16 protein-coding genes are annotated in these 24,409 nt (G+C 56.6%); 8 read left to right on the top strand and 8 right to left on the bottom strand.

From position 1 onward, the window contains the following. Nucleotides 1-15: 15 nt before the first annotated feature. The 3 genes from kdsB to murB are packed head-to-tail and all read left to right on the top strand — an operon-like array spanning nt 16 to nt 2,319. Complete coding sequence (gene kdsB, locus BKP64_RS04100; RefSeq protein ID WP_070966377.1) at nt 16-810, top strand: 3-deoxy-manno-octulosonate cytidylyltransferase; 795 nt, start codon at nt 16-18, stop codon at nt 808-810. Then, nucleotides 803-1,282, top strand: a complete 480-nt coding sequence (locus BKP64_RS04105) for a low molecular weight protein-tyrosine-phosphatase (RefSeq protein ID WP_070966380.1) — start codon at nt 803-805, stop codon at nt 1,280-1,282. The genes kdsB and BKP64_RS04105 overlap by 8 nt, the downstream gene beginning before the upstream one ends. Beyond that, nucleotides 1,279-2,319, top strand: coding sequence for a UDP-N-acetylmuramate dehydrogenase (gene murB / locus BKP64_RS04110; protein WP_070966383.1), 1,041 nt, complete (start codon nt 1,279-1,281; stop codon nt 2,317-2,319). Before BKP64_RS04105 ends, murB begins: the two co-directional genes overlap by 4 nt. A 34-nt stretch (nt 2,320-2,353) precedes the next feature. Here the strand turns inward: murB and BKP64_RS04115 are convergent, their stop codons facing one another. Next, nucleotides 2,354-4,087 carry a proline--tRNA ligase gene (locus BKP64_RS04115; RefSeq protein WP_070966387.1) on the bottom strand — a complete coding sequence of 578 codons (1,734 nt, stop codon included), beginning with the start codon at nt 4,085-4,087 and terminating at the stop codon, nt 2,354-2,356. 127 nt (nt 4,088-4,214) lie between these two features. Between BKP64_RS04115 and BKP64_RS04120 the strand changes: the two genes are divergently transcribed. Then, entirely contained in the window at nt 4,215-4,829 is a 615-nt protein-coding gene (locus tag BKP64_RS04120; protein ID WP_070973543.1) for a TetR/AcrR family transcriptional regulator, read from the top strand. 1 nt (nt 4,830) lies between these two features. Here the strand turns inward: BKP64_RS04120 and BKP64_RS04125 are convergent, their stop codons facing one another. Further along, the gene (locus BKP64_RS04125; protein WP_070966389.1) at nt 4,831-5,328 is read right to left on the bottom strand and encodes an Lrp/AsnC family transcriptional regulator; all 498 of its coding nucleotides are present in this window, start codon (nt 5,326-5,328) and stop codon (nt 4,831-4,833) included. A gap of 144 nt (nt 5,329-5,472) precedes the next feature. On the opposite strand from BKP64_RS04125, the gene leuA reads away from it, so the two are divergent. Beyond that, on the top strand, nt 5,473-7,167 hold the full coding sequence (leuA, locus tag BKP64_RS04130; protein ID WP_070966392.1) for a 2-isopropylmalate synthase: 1,695 nt from the start codon (nt 5,473-5,475) through the stop codon (nt 7,165-7,167). A 98-nt stretch (nt 7,168-7,265) separates the two neighbouring features. Here leuA and BKP64_RS04135 read toward each other — a convergent pair whose 3' ends face one another. The 3 genes from BKP64_RS04135 to xseA all read right to left on the bottom strand — a co-directional run bounded on the left by BKP64_RS04135 (nt 7,266) and on the right by xseA (nt 11,157). Beyond that, nucleotides 7,266-7,475, bottom strand: a complete 210-nt coding sequence (locus BKP64_RS04135; protein WP_048494874.1) for a cold-shock protein — start codon at nt 7,473-7,475, stop codon at nt 7,266-7,268. Nucleotides 7,476-7,792: 317 nt separating this feature from the next. Then, nucleotides 7,793-9,676 carry a propionyl-CoA synthetase gene (locus tag BKP64_RS04140; RefSeq protein ID WP_227515499.1) on the bottom strand — a complete coding sequence of 628 codons (1,884 nt, stop codon included), beginning with the start codon at nt 9,674-9,676 and terminating at the stop codon, nt 7,793-7,795. Nucleotides 9,677-9,777: 101 nt separating this feature from the next. Next, nucleotides 9,778-11,157, bottom strand: a complete 1,380-nt coding sequence (gene xseA, locus BKP64_RS04145) for an exodeoxyribonuclease VII large subunit (protein ID WP_070966398.1) — start codon at nt 11,155-11,157, stop codon at nt 9,778-9,780. A 192-nt stretch (nt 11,158-11,349) separates the two neighbouring features. Between xseA and guaB the strand changes: the two genes are divergently transcribed. The 3 genes from guaB to BKP64_RS04160 all read left to right on the top strand — a co-directional run bounded on the left by guaB (nt 11,350) and on the right by BKP64_RS04160 (nt 17,569). Continuing rightward, entirely contained in the window at nt 11,350-12,813 is a 1,464-nt protein-coding gene (gene guaB / locus BKP64_RS04150; protein WP_070966403.1) for an IMP dehydrogenase, read from the top strand. 66 nt (nt 12,814-12,879) lie between these two features. Then, a complete protein-coding gene (gene guaA / locus BKP64_RS04155; RefSeq protein ID WP_070966405.1) occupies nt 12,880-14,457 on the top strand; it encodes a glutamine-hydrolyzing GMP synthase in 1,578 nt (525 codons plus the stop codon). A 343-nt stretch (nt 14,458-14,800) separates the two neighbouring features. Continuing rightward, nucleotides 14,801-17,569 carry a cation-transporting P-type ATPase gene (locus BKP64_RS04160; protein ID WP_083329138.1) on the top strand — a complete coding sequence of 923 codons (2,769 nt, stop codon included), beginning with the start codon at nt 14,801-14,803 and terminating at the stop codon, nt 17,567-17,569. Between the two features lie 18 nt (nt 17,570-17,587). Here BKP64_RS04160 and BKP64_RS04165 read toward each other — a convergent pair whose 3' ends face one another. The 3 genes from BKP64_RS04165 to otsB all read right to left on the bottom strand — a co-directional run bounded on the left by BKP64_RS04165 (nt 17,588) and on the right by otsB (nt 24,347). After that, nucleotides 17,588-20,281 carry a cation-translocating P-type ATPase gene (locus BKP64_RS04165; RefSeq protein WP_198402641.1) on the bottom strand — a complete coding sequence of 898 codons (2,694 nt, stop codon included), beginning with the start codon at nt 20,279-20,281 and terminating at the stop codon, nt 17,588-17,590. 71 nt (nt 20,282-20,352) lie between these two features. After that, nucleotides 20,353-22,770: a glycoside hydrolase family 65 protein gene (locus BKP64_RS04170; protein ID WP_070966413.1), complete on the bottom strand. Its 2,418-nt coding sequence runs from the start codon at nt 22,768-22,770 to the stop codon at nt 20,353-20,355. Next, complete coding sequence (gene otsB / locus BKP64_RS04175) at nt 22,767-24,347, bottom strand: trehalose-phosphatase (RefSeq protein ID WP_070966416.1); 1,581 nt, start codon at nt 24,345-24,347, stop codon at nt 22,767-22,769. The genes BKP64_RS04170 and otsB overlap by 4 nt, the downstream gene beginning before the upstream one ends. Nucleotides 24,348-24,409: the final 62 nt, after the last annotated feature.

Below are 24,409 nucleotides of genomic sequence, written 5' to 3' on the forward strand. Positions count from 1 at the left end.
CAGGATTGTATACCCATGTCTTTTACTGTCGTGATACCGGCCCGCTACGCTTCGAGTCGTCTGCCCGGGAAACCGTTGGCGGATATCGCCGGTAAACCCATGGTTCAGCATGTGTATGAACGGGCGATGGAAAGCCGTGCCAACCGGGTTGTTGTCGCCACCGACGACGACAGAATCTATTCCGTCTGTGAGGAGTTTGGTGCCGAGGTGGTGATGACGTCACCCAACCACGCCACCGGCACCGACCGGCTGGAAGAGGTTGCCCGTAAGCTGGATTTTGAGCAAGAGCATCGGGTGGTGAACGTCCAGGGCGACGAACCCCTTATTCCTCCGGCGCTGATTAACCAGGTGGCGGACAATCTGAATCTGTACCCGGACGCAGCGATTGCGACTTTGTGTGAACGAATCCACGATGTCGATCATGTGTTTAACCCTAATGTGGTGAAGGTGGTCTTTGATCATCGGGGAATGGCCCATTACTTCAGTCGTGCGCCGATTCCCTGGGCCCGCGACCTTTGGCAGAAGGGAAGTCCTCTGACCGACGTGGATGCTTCCTTACCGGATGCTGTCGGCTATTTCCGTCATATTGGTGTCTACGGATACCGCGCCAGCGTCCTTGGTCAGTTTGTCCAATGGGCCCCCGCGCCAACGGAGAAAGTGGAGTCTCTGGAGCAGCTTCGCGCGCTTTATCATGGTGCTGTGATTCACGTGGATATTGCGGCGGAGAATCCGCCCGCGGGGGTCGACACCCTTGCCGATCTGGAACGCATCCGGACATGGATGGAAGCAGGGAGCGAGCACAATGGGTGAGCGGGTAAAGGTTCTTTTTGTCTGTCTTGGAAACATATGCCGATCTCCCAGTGCCGAGGGATTATTCCGTTCAGTGGTGGACGCTGCGGGTCTAGGGGATCGCGTAGCAATTGATTCATGTGGAACCGGACACTGGCATATAGGCAAGGCGCCCGACCCGAGAGCGATAGCCGCCGCCCGTAAGCGGGGGGTTGATATCAGTGATCTCAGGGCGCGTCAGTTTGTTGCTGAGGATCTGGATAACTTTGATTATGTGCTGGTTATGGACCGTCAGAACCTGGCGGACCTCAAGGAAATCTGGCACCAGAACGGCAGCACGCCGCCGACATTGTTTCTTGGCTATGGCCGGTCCGGATATCAGGAGGTCCCGGATCCCTACTACGGTGGTGATGCCGGTTTTGACCTGGTACTGGACCTCATCCATGAGGCTGGGGAGGGATTGCTTGCCGACATCCGGGAGCGTCTGGCTTGAGCCGTACAACGGAACCCAGCGAATACATTGAACTGGAAGGCTTCAACACACTGCATGTCGCTGCTGTGGCGCGTTTCTATGTGGAAGTTCATGACACCAGGGAGTTGAGCGAGGCCCTTGAGTGGGCGCAGCAGAAGGGTGTCGGTGTTCTGATTCTCGGCGGTGGCAGTAATCTGGTGTTTGACGGCGACTACCAGGGCCTGGTGATCCGGATCTGCATTTACGGTCGTCACTGGGAACGGGTGTCGGGCCATGAAGCTACTCTGGTCCTGGGGGCCGGGGAGAACTGGCATGAAGCGGTCCTGTATGCGGCCCGTGCGGGATACCGCGGCATCGAAAATCTGGCCCTGATTCCCGGAACCGCCGGTGCAGCACCGGTGCAGAATATCGGCGCCTACGGTGTTGAGCTTTCCGACACGCTGGTGTCGGTCACTGCGTTGGATCGCCAATCGAACACGCTCGTCGAGCTTGGCAACAAGGAGTGCCAATTTGGCTATCGTGACAGTTTGTTCAAGCAAACGCCCGGGCGTTATGTCATTACCGGGATTCATCTGGCACTGTCTCGCGAAAAGCCGATGAGCCTGGGTTACCGCGATCTTGAGGAGTATCTCGGAGGCACGGTTGATGAAGAACTGGAACCCGCTGATGTCGCCGAAGCGGTCATGGCGATTCGCCGTCGTAAACTACCGGACCCGGCAATAACTCCCAATGCTGGTAGTTTTTTCAAAAACCCGGTGGTTCCTGAGGCAACATTTGAAAAGCTTAAATCCGTTTATCCTGATGTTGTTGGCTACCCGCAGCCCCAGGGTGTGAAGCTCGCAGCGGCCTGGCTCATTGATCAAACTGGCTGGAAAGGATTTCGCAATGAGCGTGTGGGGGTACACAATCGGCAGGCACTGGTACTGATTAATCATTCTGGCGGGACGGGGCGGGATATTCTGGCACTGGCTAACCGGATCCGCGCGTCAGTATTAGAACAATTCGATGTGGAGCTTGAAATGGAGCCCGGGATCGTCCGTTCGGTGAATATGGGCTAGCGCCAGTCACGCGACTGCCGCCAGCCCACAGGGATCAGAGCCCTTTGCGTGGAGACGAGTTAACTAGAAAGGGCAGGGCTTCTGCAACAGGGATGTCCTGTTTGTCTGTATCGCGACGCCCCTTGTATTCGAGCGTGCCCGCCGCCAGCCCGCGATCGGAAACTACGAATCGGTGCGGAATGCCAATCAGTTCCATATCGGCAAATTTGACACCCGGACGCTCATTCCTGTCGTCCAGTAGCACGTCGTAACCCGCCTGGCGGAGCTGCTCGTAGAGTTTCTCGCCAGCTTCCGCCACGGTTGGTGATTTGTGGGCATTGAGCGTCACAATCGCAACTTGAAACGGCGCGATGGCATCCGGCCAGATAATCCCTTTGTCATCGTGATTCTGTTCTATGGAGGCGGCAACAATCCGCGATACACCAACTCCGTAGCAACCCATTTCCATGCTGACACTTTTTCCGTTCTCATCCAGGACGGTGGCATTCATGGCCTTGCTGTACTTGTTGCCCAGTTTGAAAATATGGCCAACCTCAATGCCCCGGCGGATTTCCAGAGTGCCCTGACCATCCGGGCTGGCGTCACCCTCCACAACATTACGGATATCTTCGACACGATCGAGCGCTACGTCACGCTGCCAGTTTACGCCGGTCAGGTGAACATCGTTCTTGTTGGCACCGCAGACAAAATCAGACAGGTGAGCGGCGCTGCGATCGACAATAACCGGCACAGTCAGATTGACCGGACCGATGGAGCCAGGCTTGCAGCCAACTGCTTTCTCGATTTCTTCATCAGTGGCCATTGTCAGTGGCTCTGCAATGCCTTGAAGGTTCTCCGCCTTGATCTCGTTAAGGGTATGGTCACCACGCAGGATCAGCGCAATGAGGCCTGCGTTGCCGTCTTCATCGGCCTCGGACTTCACCAGGAGCGTCTTGACGGTTCGGGTTGCGTCGATGCCAAGGAACTCGGAAACCGCATCAATTGTGCGCTTGTCCGGGGTAGACACTTCCTTTAGCTCTTCTGTCGGCGCCGGGCGCTCTCCGGCTGGCGCAACGGCCTCGGCCTTTTCGATATTCGCTGCGTAATCGCTGTTTGTGCTGAAAACGATGTCGTCCTCGCCCGAGGAGGCCAGAACATGAAACTCATGGGAGGCACTACCGCCGATGGCGCCAGAGTCGGCCTGTACCGGCCGGTAATCCAGGCCCAGTCGGTCAAAAATGGCGCAGTAGGTGCGGTGCATCACCTGATAGGTTTCATTCAGGGATTCGCTGTTCAGATGGAAGGAATAGGCATCCTTCATGATGAACTCGCGGGCACGCATCACTCCAAACCTTGGACGCCGCTCATCGCGGAACTTGGTCTGGATCTGGTAGAAGTTCGCCGGCAGTTCTTTGTAGCTACTCAGTTCATTCCGGACCAGATCGGTAATGACCTCCTCGTGGGTCGGGCCGAAGCAGAATTCCCGACCGTGGCGGTCATTCATGCGAAGCAGCTCGCCACCATACTGGGTCCAGCGGCCGGACTCTTCCCAGAGCTCGGCGGGCTGGACGGCCGGCATTAGAACTTCCTGAGCTCCACTCTTGTCCATTTCTTCGCGAACAATCCGCTCAACCTTGCGCAGGGTACGTAATCCCATGGGTAGCCAGGTATACAGTCCGGCTGCAAGCTTGCGGATCATGCCTGCCCGCAGCATGAGCTGGTGGCTGATAATCTCGGCGTCTGCAGGAGTCTCTTTCTGGGTCGCAATCAGGTAACGGCTTGCTCGCATCGTGTCTTCCGTTTGGTTCAGATCAGTGTTGTTAGACTAATGGACAGGCGGCGGTTGGCCCGCCGAAGCCTTTATTTGTCGTAAAGTGGTCATTATTGTACGGAGCCTGCATCACAAGGTACAGATGATGACCGATGAAACTATCGATGTTGCACCAAGGCGGCGCCCGGTCCAGGCGCGTAGTCGGGAAAGGGTAGACACCATTCTCCGTCACGCCGCTGCCATCTTTCATGAAACCGGCGTCGATGCCGCCAGCATGTCCGCCATTGCGCGTGAAGCCGGCATGTCGTTGGCATCGCTCTACCGGTATTTTCCCAATAAGGCCGCAATTGTCCATGCGATTGCCGAGCTTCATGTGGAAAAGATGGAAACGGCCTTGCGTGAAAGGCTTCCGGAGCTCAGCCTGATGGATGCAGTCGGCGAGCTAATCGACCAGTTTTATGAGTTCTATCGCAACGAGCCGGCTTACTCCGCTATCTGGAGTGGCGTCGAGGCGATGCCGGAACTCCGCGATCTTGACCTGCGGGAGCTTTACAGTAATGCCCGTGACCTGGATGCCCGGCTGAAAGAGGAATGTCCGCAGATTCCCGCAGACCGACGATGGACTGCCAGTCTGTTGTTGCCGCGATCAACCGGGACCATACTCCGTCTGGCAGTGACGCTCCCGGAAAAGCAGGCGCGCCAGTTGGTGGAAGAGCTCAAGTGCATGGCCAGTGCCTATGTGCGCGAGCTGATCCGCTGATTCAGGACAGATAGCCCAGGGGCAGGGCCGTACTGTCAATGACGCGCCTGAGCACAAAGCTTGAGTGCACACCACTGACCCCCTGAATCCGGGTAATGCGGTTGAGCAGGAAATGGTGGTAATGATCCATATCAGGTACCACCACCTTCAGCATGTAGTCCGCGTCCTGCCCGGTGATCAAGTAGCATTCCTGGACCTCCGGATACTCGGCGACCTGTTCCTCAAAGGCGGAGAAACGTTCAGGCGTGTGGCGGTCCATGCCGATGAGAATTATAGCGGTCAGGGAGAGCCCCAGCTTTTTGTGATCAAGAATGGTCACCGTTCGGACGATAATGCCAGCCTCCTCCAGTGCCCTCACGCGCCTCAGGCACGGAGAGGGAGATAGCCCGACTTTGTCTGCCAGCTCCTGATTGGTCAAGGAACCATCTTGCTGGACCTGTTCCAGTATTCGGCGATCCGTTTTATCGATTTTTACAAGGGCTTCTGTCTTTATAGGCATAGTATTGCGCTTACCTTTGGAATATTGGCTTATTATAGCTAATAAATGGTCTATGGGAGGAAAATAGCAATCAAATGCCTGGAAATTCGCGTTAACCTGATGCTATCGAATTAGTTATCCCGGCAATCGCAAGGAATTACCCCAATGTCATTTGATCATCGCAAGTATGTTGCTTTTAAGCCTGTTGCTAAAACGGATCGCCGATGGCCAGACAAGGTCATCGAAAAGGCGCCAACCTGGTGTGCGGTTGATCTTCGGGACGGCAATCAGGCATTGGTCAAACCCATGTCCATTGCCCAGAAGCAGAGGATGTTCGACCTGCTGGTGAAACTGGGCTTTAAGGAAATCGAGATCGGGTTCCCGGCTGCCAGTCAGCCCGATTTTGATTTTTGCCGGAAGCTGATTGAAGAAAACCGTGTTCCGGATGATGTCAAAATCCAGGTTTTGACCCAGGCAAGGCCCGAGTTGATTGAGCGTACTTACGAGGCCCTGAAAGGTGCGAAGAGGGCGATCGTACATGTTTACAACTCAACCTCCACGGTGCAGCGCGAACAGGTGTTTGGTCTTGATCGCGCAGGCATCAGAGAGATTGCCGTCAATGGCGCCACGCTGGTGCGGGATATTGCTGCCCGCCATCCGGAAACCGAATGGACTTTTCAGTACTCTCCGGAGAGCTTTACCGGAACGGAGCTGGATTTTGCGGCTGAGGTGATCGATTCGGTAACCGGAGTCTGGCGGCCTGATCTGGGCCAGCCAGTCATTATCAACCTGCCGGCGACGGTGGAGATGGCTACGCCGAATGTGTTTGCTGACCAGATCGAGTGGATCTGTGATCGTATTCAGCGCCGCGAACATCTCAGTATCAGTGTGCATACCCATAATGATCGTGGTTGTGGGGTAGCGGCCGCGGAGCTGGCCGTAATGGCGGGGGCCGATCGGGTCGAGGGAACACTGATGGGCAACGGTGAACGCACAGGTAATATGGACCTGGTGACGATGGCCATGAATCTCTATTCCCAGGGCATTGATCCGACGCTTGACCTGTCCGGTATGGCAGAAATCACTGAAGTGGTGGAAGCGTGCACTGAAATTTCGACCCACCCGCGCCATCCCTATGCCGGCGAGCTGGTTTTCACTGCGTTTTCCGGCAGTCACCAGGATGCAATTCGCAAGTGTCTGTCGCGTCGCCAGGAAGGTGATGCATGGAATGTCGCCTATTTGCCCATCGACCCGTTCGATGTCGGGCGCCGTTATGAGGAGGTGGTACGCATCAACAGTCAGTCCGGAAAGGGCGGTGTCGCTTATGTGCTGGAACGCGATTACAACATCAGCCTGCCACGCTGGCTGCAAATCGAATTCAGCAAGGTGGTTCAGCGTGAAGCCGAAACCAACGGCGGCGAAATTGATTCCCTGACCATTCACCGGCTGTTCGAGGACCGTTACCTGAAGGTTCCTGAAGACTGGGCCCTGCGCTCTTATGATTTGCATCGCGACGAGAACGGCGTGCGCGCCGAGGTGTCGGTTGGGGCGGTGAATGGGTCCATTGCTCTGGAAGGCTATGGGTTAGGTGCAGTGGAAGCGGTCTCGGACGCGCTCAAACATCGCTTTGGTATTTCGATAGCGGTTGAGGCTTATGATGAATTTGCGTTAGGCGAGGGAACCAATGCAAATGCACTTGCCTGCATCCGCCTGACGGCTAACGGACAACATTGCAGTGCCGCGGCGCTCGCCGAAGATACAACATCGGCCACACTTCAGGCGCTGCTTTCGGCGGTGGCACAGGTAGCGGGGGCTGAATTACCCGCACGGAGCCTGGAAGGTCAAGAGGTCAGTGCCTGAACAGGAAAGAAAAAAAGCGGAAATGAAATAAGCCGGCACGAGTGCCGGCTTATTAATTTTCCCATGCCCGTGAGGGGCAAAGGACGGAAGTGATAACCTCAGACCGGGGTTACATTTTCCGCCTGGGGGCCTTTCGGGCCCTGAGTCACGGTGAACTGTACCTGCTGACCTTCGGTCAGGGTACGGAAGCCGCTAGAATTGATTGCACTGTAGTGAACAAATACGTCACTGCCGCCGTCCTGAGCAATGAAACCAAAGCCTTTGGACTCGTTGAACCACTTCACGTGGCCGGTTTTTGTATCGGACATTGATCTTTCCTGTCTTTCTGAAATTTGCCCTCACGGGACCTTCATATTCCTGATTGGAACTAATGCTGAGAAATCCAGAGAGTACTGAGGAAAGAGCAACGAAAAGCACTTCGGCAGGACGTTGTAGCACATTCACCAAATACCGCTGTTTTTTCACAGCAATTTCAGTATAGACCGACTTTGGGGGGGCGTCAACGCTTTTTTTTTAAGGTTTCAAGTACAATCTTGGCCCTTTAAAAACAAGGTCTTGTCGTGACTGGCGACAAAATCCATCCAGCGCTTCAGAGTCGCCGGATGGATTTGCGGGGCGTATCGAGTCAGCTGCGGAACTGCTGGCTTATCTCTTCGAGGATCGCCGGATCATCAATGGTACTGGGAATTGCATACTCTTCTCCGTCGGCTATTTGTCGGATGACTCGACGCAATATTTTTCCGGAACGGGTCTTGGGCAGGCGCTCCACCACCATGGCGCGCCGGAAGCAGGCAATGGCTCCGATCTTGTCACGAACCATTTCAACCAGCTCGTCCTCGAGTTCGTCGTGATCAATGGTTGCTCCATCCTTGATCAGTACGAGGCCAACGGGTACCTGACCTTTCAAATCATCATGTGCACCAACGACGCAGCACTCGGCGATAGCGGGGTGAGAGGCTACGACCTCTTCCATCTCGCCGGTAGAGAGGCGGTGCCCTGCAACGTTAATAACATCGTCGGTGCGGCCCATGATAAACACATAGCCATCTTCATCAACGAAGCCGCCATCACCAGAGCTGTAAAAGCCGGGAATAGGTTCAAGGTAACTTTTCCGGAAGCGCTCATCATCACCCCAGATGGTCATCAGGCAGCCTGGAGGCAATGGCAGTTTCACGGCTATCTGGCCTTGCTCTCCGGCTGGCATCTGGCTGCCGTTCGGGTTGACCACCTGGACGTTATAGCCAGGGGAGGGCATGGTGGCTGAACCTGGCTTGGTTGCCATCATCTCTATGCCGACCGGGTTACAGCAGATAGCCCAGCCGGTTTCGGTTTGCCACCAGTGGTCCAGAATCGGGAGGTTGGTGTGCTCCTTGAGCCACTCGTAAGTAGGGGGGTCCAGTCGTTCGCCGGCAAGAAAGATGCGTTTCAGTGACTTTATGTTGTAACGGGACAGCTGATCGGCCTCCGGATCTTCCTTGCGCACAGCACGGAAGGCCGTCGGAGCGGTAAACAGCAGATTCACACCATGATCCTGCACGACACGCCAGAATGCGCCTGAATCGGGCGTTTTGACCGGTTTGCCCTCGTACAGGATGGTGGTGCAGCCAGCGAACAGCGGCGCATAGACAATATAGCTGTGGCCAACGACCCAACCTACGTCAGACGCTGCCCAGTATATGTCTCCCGGGTTGGCGTCATAAACCAGCTTCATACTGTAGTTCAGGGCGACCGCATGGCCGCCGTTGTCGCGCACGACTCCCTTGGGCTTGCCGGTCGTGCCGGAGGTATAGAGGATGTAAAGAGGGTCCGTGGATTTGACGGGTACCGGGTCTGCCGGTTGGGCCGACGCGACCAGCTCCTGCCAGTCGAAGTCTTGTCCAGCCTGCATGTCGGCCTGGGCCTGGGGCCGCTGGTAAACGATGCAGCACTCTGGTTTGTGTACGGCTTGCGCAATGGCTTTGTTAACCAGGGGCATGTACTCAATGACACGGGTGATTTCGATGCCGCAGGAGGCGGTGAGGATCGCCTTGGGCTTGGCATCGTCTATCCGTACTGCAAGCTCATGGGCAGCAAAGCCACCAAAGACAACGGAGTGAATAGCACCAATACGGGCACAGCCGAGCATTGCGATGGCGGCTTCCGGAATCATCGGCATGTAAATGATGACGCGATCACCTTTGCTGATGCCACGGTCCTTAAGCGCGCCTGCAAAACGGGCGACTGCGTCTGTAAGCTCGCTGTAAGTGTAAGAGCGTTTGGTGTTTGTTACCGGGGAATCATAGATCAGGGCAGTCTGATTGCCCCTGCCGGCGCGAATATTGGCATCGAGTGCGACATCGGAACTGTTCAGAACGCCGTCGGGAAACCACTGGCCATGGCCATTATCTGTGGGTTGCCAGATAGTTTTTGGCGGTTCGAACCAGTCAATTTGATCCGCCTGTTCACGCCAAAAGTCATCCGGATGGTCAATCGACCGCCGGAATTCTGAGTGGTAGTCCATACAATCCACCTCATTGTGCCTGTTGTTGTTTTATTGCCTTTTGCACAACTGTAGGCCGTTTGAAATGATGGACTAGTAGACCATTGGCTTAGTCAGGCGGTATTCCCCGGCTATTTTTTCACGCAATTGACAGAGGTCACAACAGCACTGATATCGCCCTCGGCAACCCGTGCGTTGATGTGCTCGCCAGAACTGAGTTTCGAGGCGTCACGAACGATGTTTCCCTCGCCATTTCGGACAATGGCATAGCCACGACCCAGTGTGGCGAGCGGGCTGACCACATGAAGGGTCTGCGCAATATGCTCGTATTGTTCCCGTCGCTGCTGCAGGCGTTGGCGAATGGCTGCACCCAGTCGTTCCTCAAACCGCGAGAGGTTTTCCCTGCTGCTTGTCAGCTGTCTCGCAGGCGATTGCATGGCAAGCCGCTGGGCCAGATGCTCACTACGGACTGTGACGCGATCAAGGCGTTGGCGCACGGCTTTGCCCAGCCGTAACTCCAGTTCGTCCATTCGCTGGGCTTTTTCTAGCAGCTCGCGCCGCGGGTCCCTGAGGCGCGCCGCGAGATGTTCAAGCTGCGTATTAAGCCTTTTCAGGGCGCGTCGGGCGGAGTTGGCGAGCCGGAGCTCCCGCTCCCGGATCTGCCTCAGCCAGTCCTGCTGATCCGGTGATATTTTTTCTGCTGCTGCCGAGGGTGTTGGCGCCCTGAGGTCGGCAACGAAATCGGCGATGGTAACGTCCACTTCATGACCAACGGCACTGACCGTGGGAATTGTGCAGTTTGCGATGGCGCGAGCCACAGTTTCCTCGTTAAAGCACCAGAGGTCTTCGAGAGAACCGCCGCCCCGGCCAACGATCAGAACGTCTGCCACGCCATGAGCCTGGGCCCGCCCGATAGCCTGAACGATATCGGCGGTCGCCGCTTTGCCCTGTACCGCAGTCGGGTAAAGGGTGACGGGGATGGCTGGGCAACGACGTGCGAGAACCGTGAGGATGTCGTGGATGGCCGCGCCGGTGGGAGATGTGACAACGCCAATGTGCCCCGGAATTGCCGGTATTGGTTTTTTGCGCAAGGTATCGAAGAGACCCTCGGCCTGCAGCTTGCGCTTCAGTTCGTCAAACGCTTGCTGAAGCTCGCCCAGGCCGGCCGGCTCCATGTGCTCGACAATGATCTGGAAATCGCCACGGTTCTCATAGAGCGTAACCTTGCCGCGAATGCGAACCTGGTCGCCCTCCCTTGGCAATACGCGGAGGCGCTGGTTAAACCCTTTGAACATGGCGCAGCGCACCTGGCACTTGCGGTCTTTTAGAGAGAAATACCAGTGGCCCGATGACGGGCGCGAAAATCCTGAAAGTTCGCCCTCTACCCAAACCTGCATGAAGCTGGATTCCAGCAGATGTCTGGCCTGGTGGTTCAGCTCGCTGACGCTCAGTGCACGGGGCCTGGTGTCTTGAAATGATGCAGTAGCGGAGGGTGTTCCGTGGTGATCCATACGCAATAGCCGAAAAGTGGGAAGGCAAAAATGGCGAGATTTCAAAAAGATGCAATTGGGCCTTAACAAAGGCGCGGTTTACTGTCCCCGAGAGCCCCTTTATAATAGATCGATTAAGGATTTTGCTTTGCTGTGCCGCCGCGGGTACAGCACGGAAACTCCCAATTTAGCACGTTCAAAAGGCGGATCCCAATGCTGCGAATTGCCGAAGAAGCCCTGACATTTGATGACGTTCTGCTGGTCCCCGGATATTCCGAAGTTCTTCCTCACCAGGTCAGCCTGCAGACACAGTTGACCAAAGGTATCACCCTGAACATTCCGCTGGTGTCTTCTGCGATGGACACAGTCACCGAAGCAGAGCTGGCCATTGCCATGGCGCAGGAAGGCGGAATTGGCATCATGCACAAGAACATGACCGTTGAACAGCAGGCGGCTGCGGTTCGCAAGGTCAAGAAGTTCGAAAGCGGTGTTGTCAAAGATCCGATCACCGTTACGCCTGAAACCACTGTTCGCGAGTTGGTGGACATTACGATGGCGAACAACATTTCTGGCCTGCCGGTTGTGGATGGCCACGACCTGGTCGGCATTGTGACCGGCCGCGACATCCGCTTTGAAAGCCGAATGGACACACCGGTACGGGACATCATGACGCCTAAGGAAAAACTGGTCACCGTGAAAGAAGGTGCCTGCCTGGATGACGTCAAGGAGCTCCTGCACCGCCACCGCATCGAAAAGGTGCTGGTGGTCAATGACAATTTTGAGCTGCGTGGATTGATAACCGTCAAGGACATCCAGAAGGCCAAAGACTACCCGCTGGCCTGCAAGGACGACCAGGGCCGGTTGCGTGTCGGTGCGGCGGTCAGCACGGGTGGCGATACCGAGGCGCGGATTACTGCGCTGGCTGAAGCCGGAGTCGATGTGATCGTGGTGGACACGGCTCACGGGCATTCCAAAGGCGTGATTGAACGGGTTCGCTGGGTCAAGCAGACATTCCCGGAGGTTCAGGTGATCGGCGGCAATATCGCCACCTCCCAGGCTGCCATTGCCCTCGCTGATGCGGGTGCAGATGCCGTCAAGGTCGGTATTGGTCCTGGATCCATTTGTACCACCCGGATCGTAGCCGGCATTGGCGTTCCACAGATCTCTGCTGTATCCAACGTAGCGGCAGCTCTGAAGGACCGTGGCGTGCCTCTTATCGCTGACGGCGGTATCCGCTTCTCCGGCGACATTTCCAAGGCGATAGCCGCAGGCGCCCATTGCGTGATGATTGGTAGCCTGCTTGCAGGTACTGATGAAGCGCCCGGCGAAGTTGAGTTGTTCCAGGGGCGCAGTTATAAAGCCTACCGTGGAATGGGTTCGATTGGCGCCATGGGGCAGGGCTCCAGCGACCGGTATTTCCAGGACGCCAGCAAGGGTATTGAAAAGCTCGTTCCGGAAGGCATTGAGGGCCGCGTGGCCTGCAAAGGCCCGATGCGGAATATCGTTCATCAGCTGATTGGTGGTTTGAGGGCTTCCATGGGCTACACCGGCAGCGCCACCATGGAAGAGATGCGGACCAAGCCGGAGTTTGTGCGCATCACCAACGCCGGTATGCGCGAGAGCCACGTCCACGACGTGACGATCACCAAGGAAGCGCCCAACTACCGTATCGGCTGATCATCGCCTTATCTCAGCGCGGCCCAACCTCCGGGCCGCGTTATTTATTTTTGATCCGAGGACTCCATGGCCCAGAACATTCACGACCACCGCATCCTGATTCTCGATTTCGGTTCCCAGTATACCCAGCTGATCGCGCGTCGGGTGAGGGAAGTCGGCGTCTATTGCGAAATCAGGGCGTTTGATATTACCGATGAAGAACTCGATGACTTCAACCCGAAGGGGATCATCCTGGCTGGTGGTCCCGAGTCGGTCACCCAACTGGGGGGGCCGCGTGCTCCTGAAGGCCTGTTTGAGCGCGGCATTCCAGTGCTGGGGATTTGCTACGGCATGCAGACCATGGCTGAGCAGCTGGGTGGTCGAGTGGCCAGTTCGGAGAAGCGCGAGTTTGGCTATGCGCAGATAAAGGTGCGGGCAAAAGGTCCTCTGCTTCGGGACATCACCGATCATCTGACTGCCACCGGAGAATCCCTGCTGGATGTCTGGATGAGCCATGGCGACAAGGTTGTGGTTATGCCCGACGGTTTTGAGTTGCTCGCGTCCACCGAGAGTGCGCCCGTCGCGGCAATGCAGGACCTGAGCCGGAACCTCTACGGTGTTCAGTTTCACCCGGAAGTGACCCACACTTTGCAGGGTAAGCGGATTCTGGAGCATTTTATTCTTGATATCTGTGGCTGCGAGGCGCTCTGGACGCCAGCCAAGATTGTTGATGACGCAGTGCGCCAGATTCGGGAGCAGGTCGGTAACGACAAGGTCTTGCTGGGCCTGTCCGGTGGTGTGGACTCCTCAGTGACTGCCGCATTGCTGCACAAGGCAATCGGTGAGCAGCTGACGTGCGTGTTCGTGGATAATGGCCTGTTGCGTCTTCACGAGGGCGATCAGGTGATGGATATGTTCGCCAGCAACATGGGTGTGAAAGTGATCCGTGTTGATGCAGAAGACCTGTTCCTGTCCAAACTCAAGGGTGAGAATGACCCGGAGCAGAAACGAAAGATCATAGGCAACACATTTATCGACGTTTTCGATGATGAAGCCGCCAACATCAAGGATGTGAACTGGCTGGCACAGGGGACCATTTATCCTGATGTGATTGAGTCGGCGGCTTCCAAGACTGGCAAGGCCCATGTCATCAAATCTCATCACAATGTCGGTGGTTTGCCCGAGACCATGAAAATGAAGCTTGTGGAGCCTCTCCGTGAGCTGTTCAAGGACGAAGTCCGCAGGATTGGCCTCGAGTTGGGGCTGCCCTACGATATGGTCTACCGGCATCCGTTTCCAGGCCCGGGCCTCGGTGTGCGGATTCTTGGCGAAGTCAAGAAAGAGTACGCCGACATTTTGCGCCGGGCCGATGCCATTTTTCTGGAAGAACTGCACCGCGCTGATTTTTACCACAAAACCAGTCAGGCCTTTGCGGTATTCCTGCCAGTAAAGTCGGTTGGTGTGGTGGGGGATGCCCGCCGTTATGAATATGTCGTTGCTCTACGGGCCGTTGAAACCATCGATTTCATGACAGCCCGTTGGGCGCACTTGCCCTACGATCTTCTGGAGACTGTTTCAAATCGCATAATCAATGAGATCGCTGGCGTTTCCCGGGTAACCTACGATATCTCCTCCAAGCCCCCTGCGACGATCGAGTGGGAATGACCGGAACCTTTAGCGCATTGATTTAGAAAAATTAAATCAATCTAATCAACAGTATGTTCTGCATCATCAATGGTATTTATCGCGTGTGGCAAGGCTGAACATGTCGATACCATGAGATGAAAATTAAGTCTGGCATGATATGAGGGCAATTGAACGGCGCCTCCGCAACCAATTGTCTTCGTGCCAGACCTTATGTCTCCAGCGCCAGTTAGTTATTGATCTCTCGTTAGATTTTTTACGATTCTATCCCTTTTTATTGGCAGTCGGTTGGAGACAGAGGGCGAATGAAGGATTGAAGACCGTTGCAAATCATGTACTGGCGTGACATTGAGCAGGTGAAACAATGTCTGGATCAAATAGCCGTAATTCTTCTTTGTCAGCATCCACACGCCTCTGGCATTCCCAGCCACAGGAGACGGTGTTCCGTGAATTCGATGCCGGTGCCACCGGTCTCGACACGGCCGAAGCCTTGCAGCGCCTGGAACGGTATGGCCCGAACCGGTTGCCGGAGGCTCCGCCCCGCAGTCCGCTCATGCGCCTGTTGGCGCAATTCCACAACGTCCTCATATATGTGTTGCTCGTCGCAGCGCTCATTGCAGGGGCAATGGGGCATTGGGTGGACACCATCGTCATCCTCGGTGTGGTGCTGGTCAATGCTGTGATCGGGTTTGTGCAGGAGGGCAAGGCGGAAGACGCGCTGCGCGCCATCCGTAACATGCTCTCCTCGCAGGCGATGGTGTTGCGCGATGGTGGGCACGTGAGCGTGTCGGCCGAGGAATTAGTGCCTGGCGACATCGTGTTATTGCAATCCGGTGACAAGGTCCCGGCGGATCTGCGCCTGTTGCGCGCCAAGGGCTTGCAGATACAGGAGGCAGTGCTCACGGGTGAATCCGTGGCGGTCGAAAAGGGTACTGATCCGGTCACCGAAGATGCGGCATTGGGTGACCGTCTGTGTATGGCCTATTCCGGGACCCTCGTTACCCATGGCCAGGCCAGTGGCATCGTCGTTGCCACCGGTGCGGCCACCGAGATAGGGCGCATCAGCGGTCTGGTCTCTCAGGTTGAGACCCTGACCACGCCGCTGCTGAGGCAGATGGCGGTGTTCTCGCGCCGACTCACCGGAACGGTGCTGGTACTGGCGCTGGCTATGCTCATATTCGGCGTTCTCGTGCGCGGCTTCAGCACTGCCGAGATGTTCATGACGGTGGTGGGGCTGGCGGTGGCGGCCATCCCCGAGGGGCTGCCTGCAATCCTCACCGTCACGCTGGCTATCGGCGTGACGCGTCTGGCCGGACGCAATGCGATCATTCGCCGCCTGCCCGTGGTCGAAACGCTTGGCTCGGTGAGCGTGATTTGTTCCGACAAGACCGGCACCCTGACCCGTAACGAAATGACCGTGCAGAACATCGCTACGGTGGAGGGCCTCTACACCGTGGAGGGTAGTGGCTACATCCCGCGCGGCGGTTTCCTGTTGGAGGATCAGTCGGTCGAGGCTGATCAGGCCCCGCTGCTGATGCAGGCGATCCGCGCTGCGCTGCTGTGCAATGACGCCACGCTGGAACAGAAAGCAGACGACTGGCGCGTGCATGGTGACCCGATGGAGGGTGCGCTAGTCGTGCTCGCGGTCAAGGCCGCGCTGGAGCCGAAGATGGAACGGCAGCAGCACCCGCGCACAGATCTGATCCCGTTTGAATCCGAGCACAAGTTCATGGCCACGCTGCATCATGCCCACGACGGAAGCGCCATCATCTATCTCAAAGGAGCGCCTGAACAGATACTGGCGCGTTGCGCCAAGGTGCAAGGTGCAGCGGGAGAGGAGTTGCCGATGGATGCCGAACGCTGGCGGCAACGGGTGGAGGACCTGGCAAGCCAGGGCCAGCGCGTGCTGGCGGTGGCCTGTAAGCCCGCGCAAGCTCACCAACAGGAGCTGGATTTCAACGATGTGGAAGAGGGCCTGGTGCTGCTCGGTCTGTTCGGCCTCATCGATCCGCCTCGCACGGAGGCGATAGAGGCGGTGGCCGAGTGCCGGACGGCGGGCATCCGTGTGAAGATGATCACGGGCGACCATGCCGGCACGGCGCGCGCCATTGCGGCACAGCTTAATCTGGAAAACAGCGCAGAGGCCATTACCGGTCACGATCTCGACCGGATGGACGATGCCGCGCTGAGCGCACGTGCGCGTGAAGTGGACGTATACGCGCGCGTCAGCCCGGAGCACAAACTGCGGTTGGTCACGTTGTTGCAGGCGCAGGGCGCTATCGTCGCCATGACCGGTGACGGCGTCAACGACGCCCCCGCGCTGAAGCGAGCCGATGTCGGCATCGCTATGGGCCACAAAGGCACTGAAGCGGCCAAGGAGGCTTCCGAGATGGTCATTGCCGACGACAACTTTGCCACTATCGTGCATGCCGTCGAGCAGGGCCGTACCGTCTATGACAACCTCAAAAAGGCCATAGTGTTTCTGCTGCCAATCAACGGCGGCGAGGCATTGAGCATCATGATCGCGGTGCTGTTCGGTTTTACCCTGCCGATCACCCCGGTGCAGATCCTTTGGGTCAACATGGTCAGTTCGGTGGCGTTGGCGATGGCGTTGGCTTTCGAGGCCACCGAACCAGAGACTATGCGTCGGCCGCCGCGACCGGCAAACGAAGCGATGCTGTCGGGCTTCCTGCTCTGGCGTATCGCACTAGTGTCGGCCCTGATGGCTGCCGGCGTGTTCGGCATTTTCGGCTGGGCCAGCACGCACGGTTCCACGTTGGAGGAATCCCGAACCTACGCGGTGAATACCCTGGTGGCGATGGAGGTTTTCTACCTGTTTAGCGTCCGCTATTTGCGCGCGCCATCGTTCAAGTTTGACCAATTGTTCAACTCTCGCGCGGTTCTGATCGCCGTGGCGGTGGCTGTAACCCTGCAGTTGTTCTTCACCTATGGGCCGGTCATGGAACGGTTCTTCGATACCCGCCCGGTGGACTTCGTACACGGCGTGGAAATCATTGCGCTGGGCATGGCGCTATTTATGATTCTTGAACTCGAAAAACTCGCACTGCGCAAGTGGCGCAGAAAGCATGGTGGCAGCCGCTGCAGTCCGGGGAGGAGCGAGGCCAAATCATGACTGTGTTTCCGGACGTCTTCACCGAGATGGCGGTGCTGCTGTCTGCCGCGGTGGTGGGGGCTCTTGGCGTACGCTTGCGCCAATCTTCATAAGTTGTACGATAATAAGCGGCACGAATGAAAAAGACAGGCTCAGCAGCCACCCTTCGGAGCTGGGCGTGTGCACTGACAGTACTTCAGCGATAACAGGAAGATAAGCGGCGGCCAGTAGCAAGGCTGTTCCGATAATGATCGATATCCAGACGAATGCATTGCTTGTAATTTCATTCACAATTACCGGCGAATTAGCACTCCGCATATTGAATACATGCCATAAACGAGCAAAGCCGAAGGTGAGGAAGGAAACGGTGACGGCGCTTGCCGGTTCCATTTGTAGCCACACCAGGGCAATGGAGAAAGCGCAAAGTACCGACGTTGCAATCAATGCACCATAACCTCCGATTGCTACCCAGTGACGGCGCGTCAGAATAGGTTCACCAGGATCGCGGGGGGGTTGTCGCAGTACACCAGCTTCACTGCGGCTCAAACCCAACGCAAGCGCTGGCATGACATCGGTGACGAAGTTGATGTAGAGGATTTGCAGAGGCAACAAAGGCAACGGCGCCGCGACCAGTGCTGCAGCTGAAATTGCCATAATCTCGCCCAGGTTTCCTGATAGAAGATATACGATGAAACGGCGGATATTCTGGAAGATGGTGCGGCCGTGTTCGATGGCGACCACAATGGTATGAAAGCTGTCATCTTTTAACACCATGTCGGCAGCTTCCTGTGCAACTGCAGTGCCGCGTTGGCCCATGGCAATGCCGATGTCTGCCTTCTTCAGCCCGGGAGCGTCGTTGACTCCGTCACCGGTCATGCCTACGACCCAACCGGCCTCCTGATAAGAACGGATCAGGTCGAGTTTCTGCTCAGGGCTTATGCGTGAGAACACCGAGTGGTCAAGAAGCTGGTTTCGCTCATCTTCATTGAGTTTATCAAGCGCCCTCAATTGGTCCGTGCCTACAGGGTCGCGGCCGTGATCGGCAAGGCCAATCTCAGTGGCGATGGCACGAGCAGTGGCAGCGTGGTCACCAGTGCCCATGACCACACGGATGCCCGCCGCCTGACAGATAGCGATGGTCTCTCTGATCCCTGCACGAGGCGGGTCACGGAGTCCGGCCAGGCCCACCAGAGTGAGGTTTTCGTAGGGATTGGCTTGTTCGTCGTCGACGGTTTTTTGCGCCAGCATCAGCATGCGCAAACCCTCAGCAGCGAGCTCTTCACTGCGTGTACTCCAATATTGGCGGTGCTCATCGTCAAGGGGTATCTTACCCTCGGTCGTGAGCTCATAGCGGCAGGCATCAAGAACCGCCTCAGGCGCACCTTTGACCGCCACTCTGTACTCGCAACCATGTTTATGAAAGGTAGCCATCATTCTGACATCGGGATCAAAGCTCACCTCCCTGACTTCCGGATACTTCCCGAGCAGGACATCGCGGTCGATGTCCGCTCTCACGGCCAACTCGAGAAAGGCAATTTCGGTCGGATCGCCCACGGCATTTTTCTGGAGACTGGCGTTATTGCAGAGGGCGCCTATTTCAAGTGCTGCAAGCAGTTCGGGGGCTTCGGCAGGGGTAATGCTCTCGTGATCAATATTGAAACCATTGCTGCCTTCTTGTTCTATCGTCAATGTACCGCGCGCCAGTAGCAGGCGAGCGACAGTCATATGGTTCTCGGTCAGTGTGCCGGTTTTGTCGGTAAAAATGAGATTGGCTGCGCCGAGTGCTTCAACTGCAGAGAGTCGCTTAACCACCGCATTTCGCCGTGCCATACGACGCATCCCCTGCGCCAATGCCAGTGTAGCCACCACGGGAAGTCCCTCCGGGACTGCGGCGATGGTCATGGCGATGGTGGTTTCCACCATTAAAATCAGATCCTTGCCGGCTAAGAAACCGGAGCCGGCCACTACGACGGCTATTGCCAGCGTGAACCAGATCAAGCGACGACCGAGGGCATCAAGGCGTTTTTCCAGAGGGGTAATCGACTGCTCTGCCTGTTCCACCAGATCGGAAATGTGTCCCAGCTCGGTATCCATGCCAGTGCTCACCACTACGCCGGCCCCGGAACCCTCAGTGACGGCGGTGCCCTTGAAAGCCATGTTTTTGCGCTCCGCCAGGGGAGGGGCCGGTTCAGCTAACGGATCTGTTGTCTTGTCGACTGCCAACGATTCTCCCGTCAACGCCGCCTCATCACATTGCAAGCGATTCGACTCGATGAGGCGCAGGTCAGCGGCGATCATGTCGCCGGCCTCCAGCAAAACAATATCACCAGGCACCAGTGCGTCGGCCGAGATCTGTTGTACGGAACCATCACGCCGGACCCTGACAATTGTCTTGCCCATACGCTGTAAGGACTCCATGGCACGGGTTGCACGTAACTCCATACCAAAACCGATCAAAGTATTTACCAGGAGAGCAGCTCCAATTGCCAACGCTTCGATGGTTCGACCGAATAGAGCAGCCGCTGCTGCTGCACTCAGCAATAAAATGACAACCACGCTCTCGAGTTGATTGATCAGAATACGCCACGTGGGAAGGCTTGCGGCCTGGCGTAGACGGTTCGCGCCATAGTGATGCCGGCGATGATGCACGCCGGCCTGTGAAAGCCCTGTCTCCTTCGAGCTTTTCTGTTCTTCAAGGACTTGTTCTACAGACTGCTGATAAGGCTCGGCCATGGTCCGGGACATCCGTATGGATCAATCGTTCTGTAAAAGTTTGGTTGAATCCCAATAGTGTAGTCCGGGAATCACAACTGAAACTCGCGGACCTCGCCGGGCTGGAATTCGTTCACATCCGTGACGATTCCAATTTTGATAGGCTTTTCTGCGCAAGGCTCCGTGCTGATTCGCACACGGCTGGGTGTAATATGAAAGCCCAGCACATGCTGCCGGTAACGGATAGTGAGGGTGAGGCTGCTCAAGCCCTCTGGCAGGCTCGGATTCAGCCACAAGACATCTCCGCGGGTCTCGATACCGGTGAAGCAGCGCTGGATCAGGTCTACAGTGCCCGCCATGGCTCCGGTATGTATACCTTCCGACGTTGTACCTCCCTGAATGTCAGCGACGTCGCTGTCGAGCGCTTCGGCGAAGAGAGGCCAGGCGCCCGGACGATTTGAGCGTGCCAGTACCCAGGAATTGACCACCCTGCTTAATGTCGAACCATGGGATGTGCGTTTTAGATAGTAATCAATGTTGCGCGGAATGGTTTCGTATTCAAAAGGATAGCCCAAATGTGCAAACAACTCGCCGAGCTCTTCTGACGAAAACAGGTAGAAGAGCATCAGCACATCGGCCTGCTTGGAAACTTTGTAGCGATTTGGCGTGTCGTCGTCCGCTTCCAGGATCCGGTCGAGGCGTTGAATATCCCCGTATTTTTTGCGGTAGTCTTGCCAATCAAATTCAGTCAGTTTTTCATAGCCTTCGAACTGGCTGATGATATCGTTGTCGTGTTCATCTTTGTGGAAAGGGATAATCATGCGACGGCTGACTTCATCCCAGTGCGCAAACTCTTCCTTGGAGAGGTTGAGGGTCTGACACAGTTCGGAAAAACGCTGAGAGGGCAGAATGTCCCGCAGTTCAAGTGCGCGCAACAAAACCCACACCATCATGAGATTGGTATAGGCGTTATTGTTCAAGCCGGGGCGTCGATCATGCGGGTATGCATCATGGTATTCATCCGGCCCCATGACGTTCAGAATTTCATAACGCTTTGACTCGTCATTGTAACTGGTGAAGCTGGACCAGAAGCGGGCGATCTCCAGGATCATCTCGGCGCCATAGAAACTCAGAAATTCCATGTCGCGGGTCACCTGATAATACTGCCAGATATTGTAGACCATCGCGGCATTGATATGGCGCTGTAGGCGGGAGTTATCCGGAATCCAGTTGCCAGACTTCGGATTCAGATGCAGGCGCTGACTTTCTTCACGACCGTTACTGCCACTCTGCCAGGGATACAGGGCGCCGCGATAGCCGGCCGCCTGTGCCGCCCGACGTGCCTCATTCAGGCGCCGATAACGATAGCACAGCAGCGCCCGCGTGATTTCCGGCATACGCAGGTTGAATAACGGGAACACAAATAGTTCGTCCCAGAAAATATGACCACGATAGGCCTCGCCATGCAGACCACGCGCGGGCACGCCGACATCAAGATCCATGACATGCGGCGAGGTAGTCTGAATCAGGTGCAGGATATGCAGCCGAAGGGTGCGTTCGGTCTTTTCTTCCTCTTCGGGGTCATCGTGCTCGATGTCGAAGTCAAAACGTTGCCACAACTGCTTCCAAACCATGATATGGCGGCTGGCCAATGCGTCGAACGCGGCGGCCTCAGAGACAGACTTGCGCGCCTCCAGTCCAGATTCGCTGATGGCATGGTCGCGGGAGGTATATAGTGCAACGATCTTCTCGATGCGCAGAGGCTGCTGTGGGTCGAGCCGGGTTTGGTAGTGGTGGGCAATGTAGCCTTCGGCTTGGTCCACCGCCGGTGCCGGCGTGATGCATTGTTCTCCGCGCCACAGACGAGTCGTTGCGGCCTGGACGATACGAATGCGGGACTGGCTGGTTTCGACTTCCAGCCAGAAAGTATCATCTGCAATGGATTCGGCTGTCCCAGAATTCAGGTGGCGTTTGTTCAGATCACGGTAGCGCTCAACACCGGCATTGACGACCTGGCCGTCCAATGCGCTGCGTACTTCAATGCTACCGCTCCAGTCCTCGGCATGAATGCTGGTTTCCAGGGCAGCGAGGTGCGGATGTTCTATGGAGACCAGGCGTCGTTGGTCGACGCGGGTATGTCGCCCGTCCGGATCGCAAAAGCGAATCGTCCGCGTGAGAATGGCTTTTTTGATATCCAGCTCTTGATGGTAGGAGAGTACATTGACGTTGCCGACATCGAACCAATCGCCGTCTTCGATGCGGAAGGTAAGCGCCAGCCAATTGGGGGCGTTGACCAGGCTTTCGTTCTCGATGGTTTCACCGGCGATTTGTGTTTGCAGCCGGTTATAACAGCCGGCGATGTAGGTGCCTGGATAGTGGATCCCTCCCGCCGAAGACTCCGGCGCGGCACCGCGGCTGGCGAAGTAACCATTACCCAGTGTGCACAACGCCTCTCGCAGCGCCTCTTGTTGGGGGGTGAATTCCTCGTAGACCAGTTTCCAGCCGTTCATGGGCCGAGTCTCGCCAGTTTGTCGCTCAGTTGATTGAGAAATTCTTGCACCGCGTCGGGATCGTCAAGGCGGTAGGCAGCATAGGTCGGCTGGTCTCTCTCTGCTACCAGAATGCCTATTCCGTCTGCCGCCAACTCGCGGAAAGCATCCTCGTCGGTTATGTCATCCCCTATATACAGGGGAATAAAGCGTGCCGGATCCGTGTCCAGGGCGCGCATTAGCCAGCGTAGTGCTTTGCCCTTGTCCCAATCGATATCCGGTTGTAGCTCATAGATTTTCTTGCCAGCCGTCAGGCGAAGCTCGGTATGCGAGGAGTTTATTTGATCGACCACCTGTTTGACGCTGTCCACCTGGTCTTGCGCTACCTGACGGTAGTGCGCGGTGACAGCAAATCGCTTGCGTTCCACCAGGCAACCCGGAATCGCGCCCAGTTTTTCGCGCAGGCTGTGTTCCGCGGCATCGAGCGCTGGCAGATAGTCACGACCCTCCTGATATTCGGTGCGCTCGCCCTTTGGTCCGGAGATGTCGAAGCCGTGACTGCCGGCATACCAGATGCCCTTTATGCCAACCCGGTTGCGCACGTCACCGAGATCCCGACCGCTGACAATGGCGATCTTACATAGCCTGGCTAGCCGCTGCAGGGTTGCACGCACGGTGTCGCTCAATATCGCGTCATTCGGATGGGGCACGATAGGCGTCAGGGTGCCGTCATAGTCGAGAAACAGCACGGGCTCCCGATCATGGGTCGGGACTATCTCGTTCAGATGGTCCAGGGCTGAAGGCAGTTGTCTGGTGGGTGGCGTATCCCCACTAGCCGTCACTATGTGTAATTCACCAAGATCAGCGACGACAACGTCAGCGCCATGTTCGAGCAACGCCTCCGCTTGGTCGCCGCGATTGACGCCGATGACACATCCGAAGCCTGCGGCCTGGGCCGCCTGTACGCCTGCCGTGGCGTCTTCAATCCCTATACAACGATGCGGCTCGCTTGTGAGGCGACGACTGGCCTCGATGAAAATGTCCGGAGCTGGTTTGCCCGCCAGCCTGCATTTTTGCAGTTCCACGCCATCGACGCGGGTGTCGAACAGGTCGATGATTCCGGCGGCTTCCAGCACCGCCCGGCAGTTGCGGCTTGAAGAGACCACGGCGGTGCGTAGTCCGGCCCGGCGTAATGTGCGAATGAGGCTAATGGTTGATGCATAAACCTCAACACCCTCGTGGTGCAGCTTTTCCTGGAACAATTCATTTTTGCGGTTGCCAAGGCCGCAGATCGTTTCCTGATCGGAACCATCATCCGGCTTGCCCTCGGGCAGGTCGAGACCGCGTGATTGAAGGAAACTGCGCACACCGTCATAGCGCGGCTTTCCGTCCACATACCGGTGATAATCGGTCTCGATGTCGAACGGTTCGGAATGCTCGCCTTCCGCCGTGTGTTTCGCCAGGTAGTCGTCGAATGTCATCTTCCATGCCGTGGCGTGCACCTTGGCCGTCTGCGTGATCACGCCATCGAGATCAAGCACCACGGCATCGAAACGGTCTGATGAGAGAGCGACACCGGCGGTGTCTGTCTTGTTCACGGTGGAGTCTCGAGCTCTGTCAGATTGTCGTACGCGCGCTGCCACATTGCGATGCTCCGGCC

The sequence above is a fragment of the Marinobacter salinus genome (genome assembly GCF_001854125.1).
In the GTDB taxonomy this organism is placed as follows: Bacteria; Pseudomonadota; Gammaproteobacteria; order Pseudomonadales; family Oleiphilaceae; genus Marinobacter; species Marinobacter salinus.

Coding starts and splice junctions, on each gene's coding strand:
- kdsB (WP_070966377.1), top strand. CDS start 16: ATGTCTTTTACTGTCGTGATACCGGCCCGCTACGCTTCGAGTCGTCTG.
- BKP64_RS04105 (WP_070966380.1), top strand. CDS start 803: ATGGGTGAGCGGGTAAAGGTTCTTTTTGTCTGTCTTGGAAACATATGC.
- BKP64_RS04115 (WP_070966387.1), bottom strand. CDS start 4,087: ATGCGAGCAAGCCGTTACCTGATTGCGACCCAGAAAGAGACTCCTGCA.
- BKP64_RS04120 (WP_070973543.1), top strand. CDS start 4,215: ATGACCGATGAAACTATCGATGTTGCACCAAGGCGGCGCCCGGTCCAG.
- BKP64_RS04125 (WP_070966389.1), bottom strand. CDS start 5,328: ATGCCTATAAAGACAGAAGCCCTTGTAAAAATCGATAAAACGGATCGC.
- leuA (WP_070966392.1), top strand. CDS start 5,473: ATGTCATTTGATCATCGCAAGTATGTTGCTTTTAAGCCTGTTGCTAAA.
- BKP64_RS04135 (WP_048494874.1), bottom strand. CDS start 7,475: ATGTCCGATACAAAAACCGGCCACGTGAAGTGGTTCAACGAGTCCAAA.
- xseA (WP_070966398.1), bottom strand. CDS start 11,157: ATGGATCACCACGGAACACCCTCCGCTACTGCATCATTTCAAGACACC.
- guaB (WP_070966403.1), top strand. CDS start 11,350: ATGCTGCGAATTGCCGAAGAAGCCCTGACATTTGATGACGTTCTGCTG.
- guaA (WP_070966405.1), top strand. CDS start 12,880: ATGGCCCAGAACATTCACGACCACCGCATCCTGATTCTCGATTTCGGT.
- BKP64_RS04160 (WP_083329138.1), top strand. CDS start 14,801: ATGTCTGGATCAAATAGCCGTAATTCTTCTTTGTCAGCATCCACACGC.
- BKP64_RS04165 (WP_198402641.1), bottom strand. CDS start 20,281: ATGGCCGAGCCTTATCAGCAGTCTGTAGAACAAGTCCTTGAAGAACAG.
- BKP64_RS04170 (WP_070966413.1), bottom strand. CDS start 22,770: ATGAACGGCTGGAAACTGGTCTACGAGGAATTCACCCCCCAACAAGAG.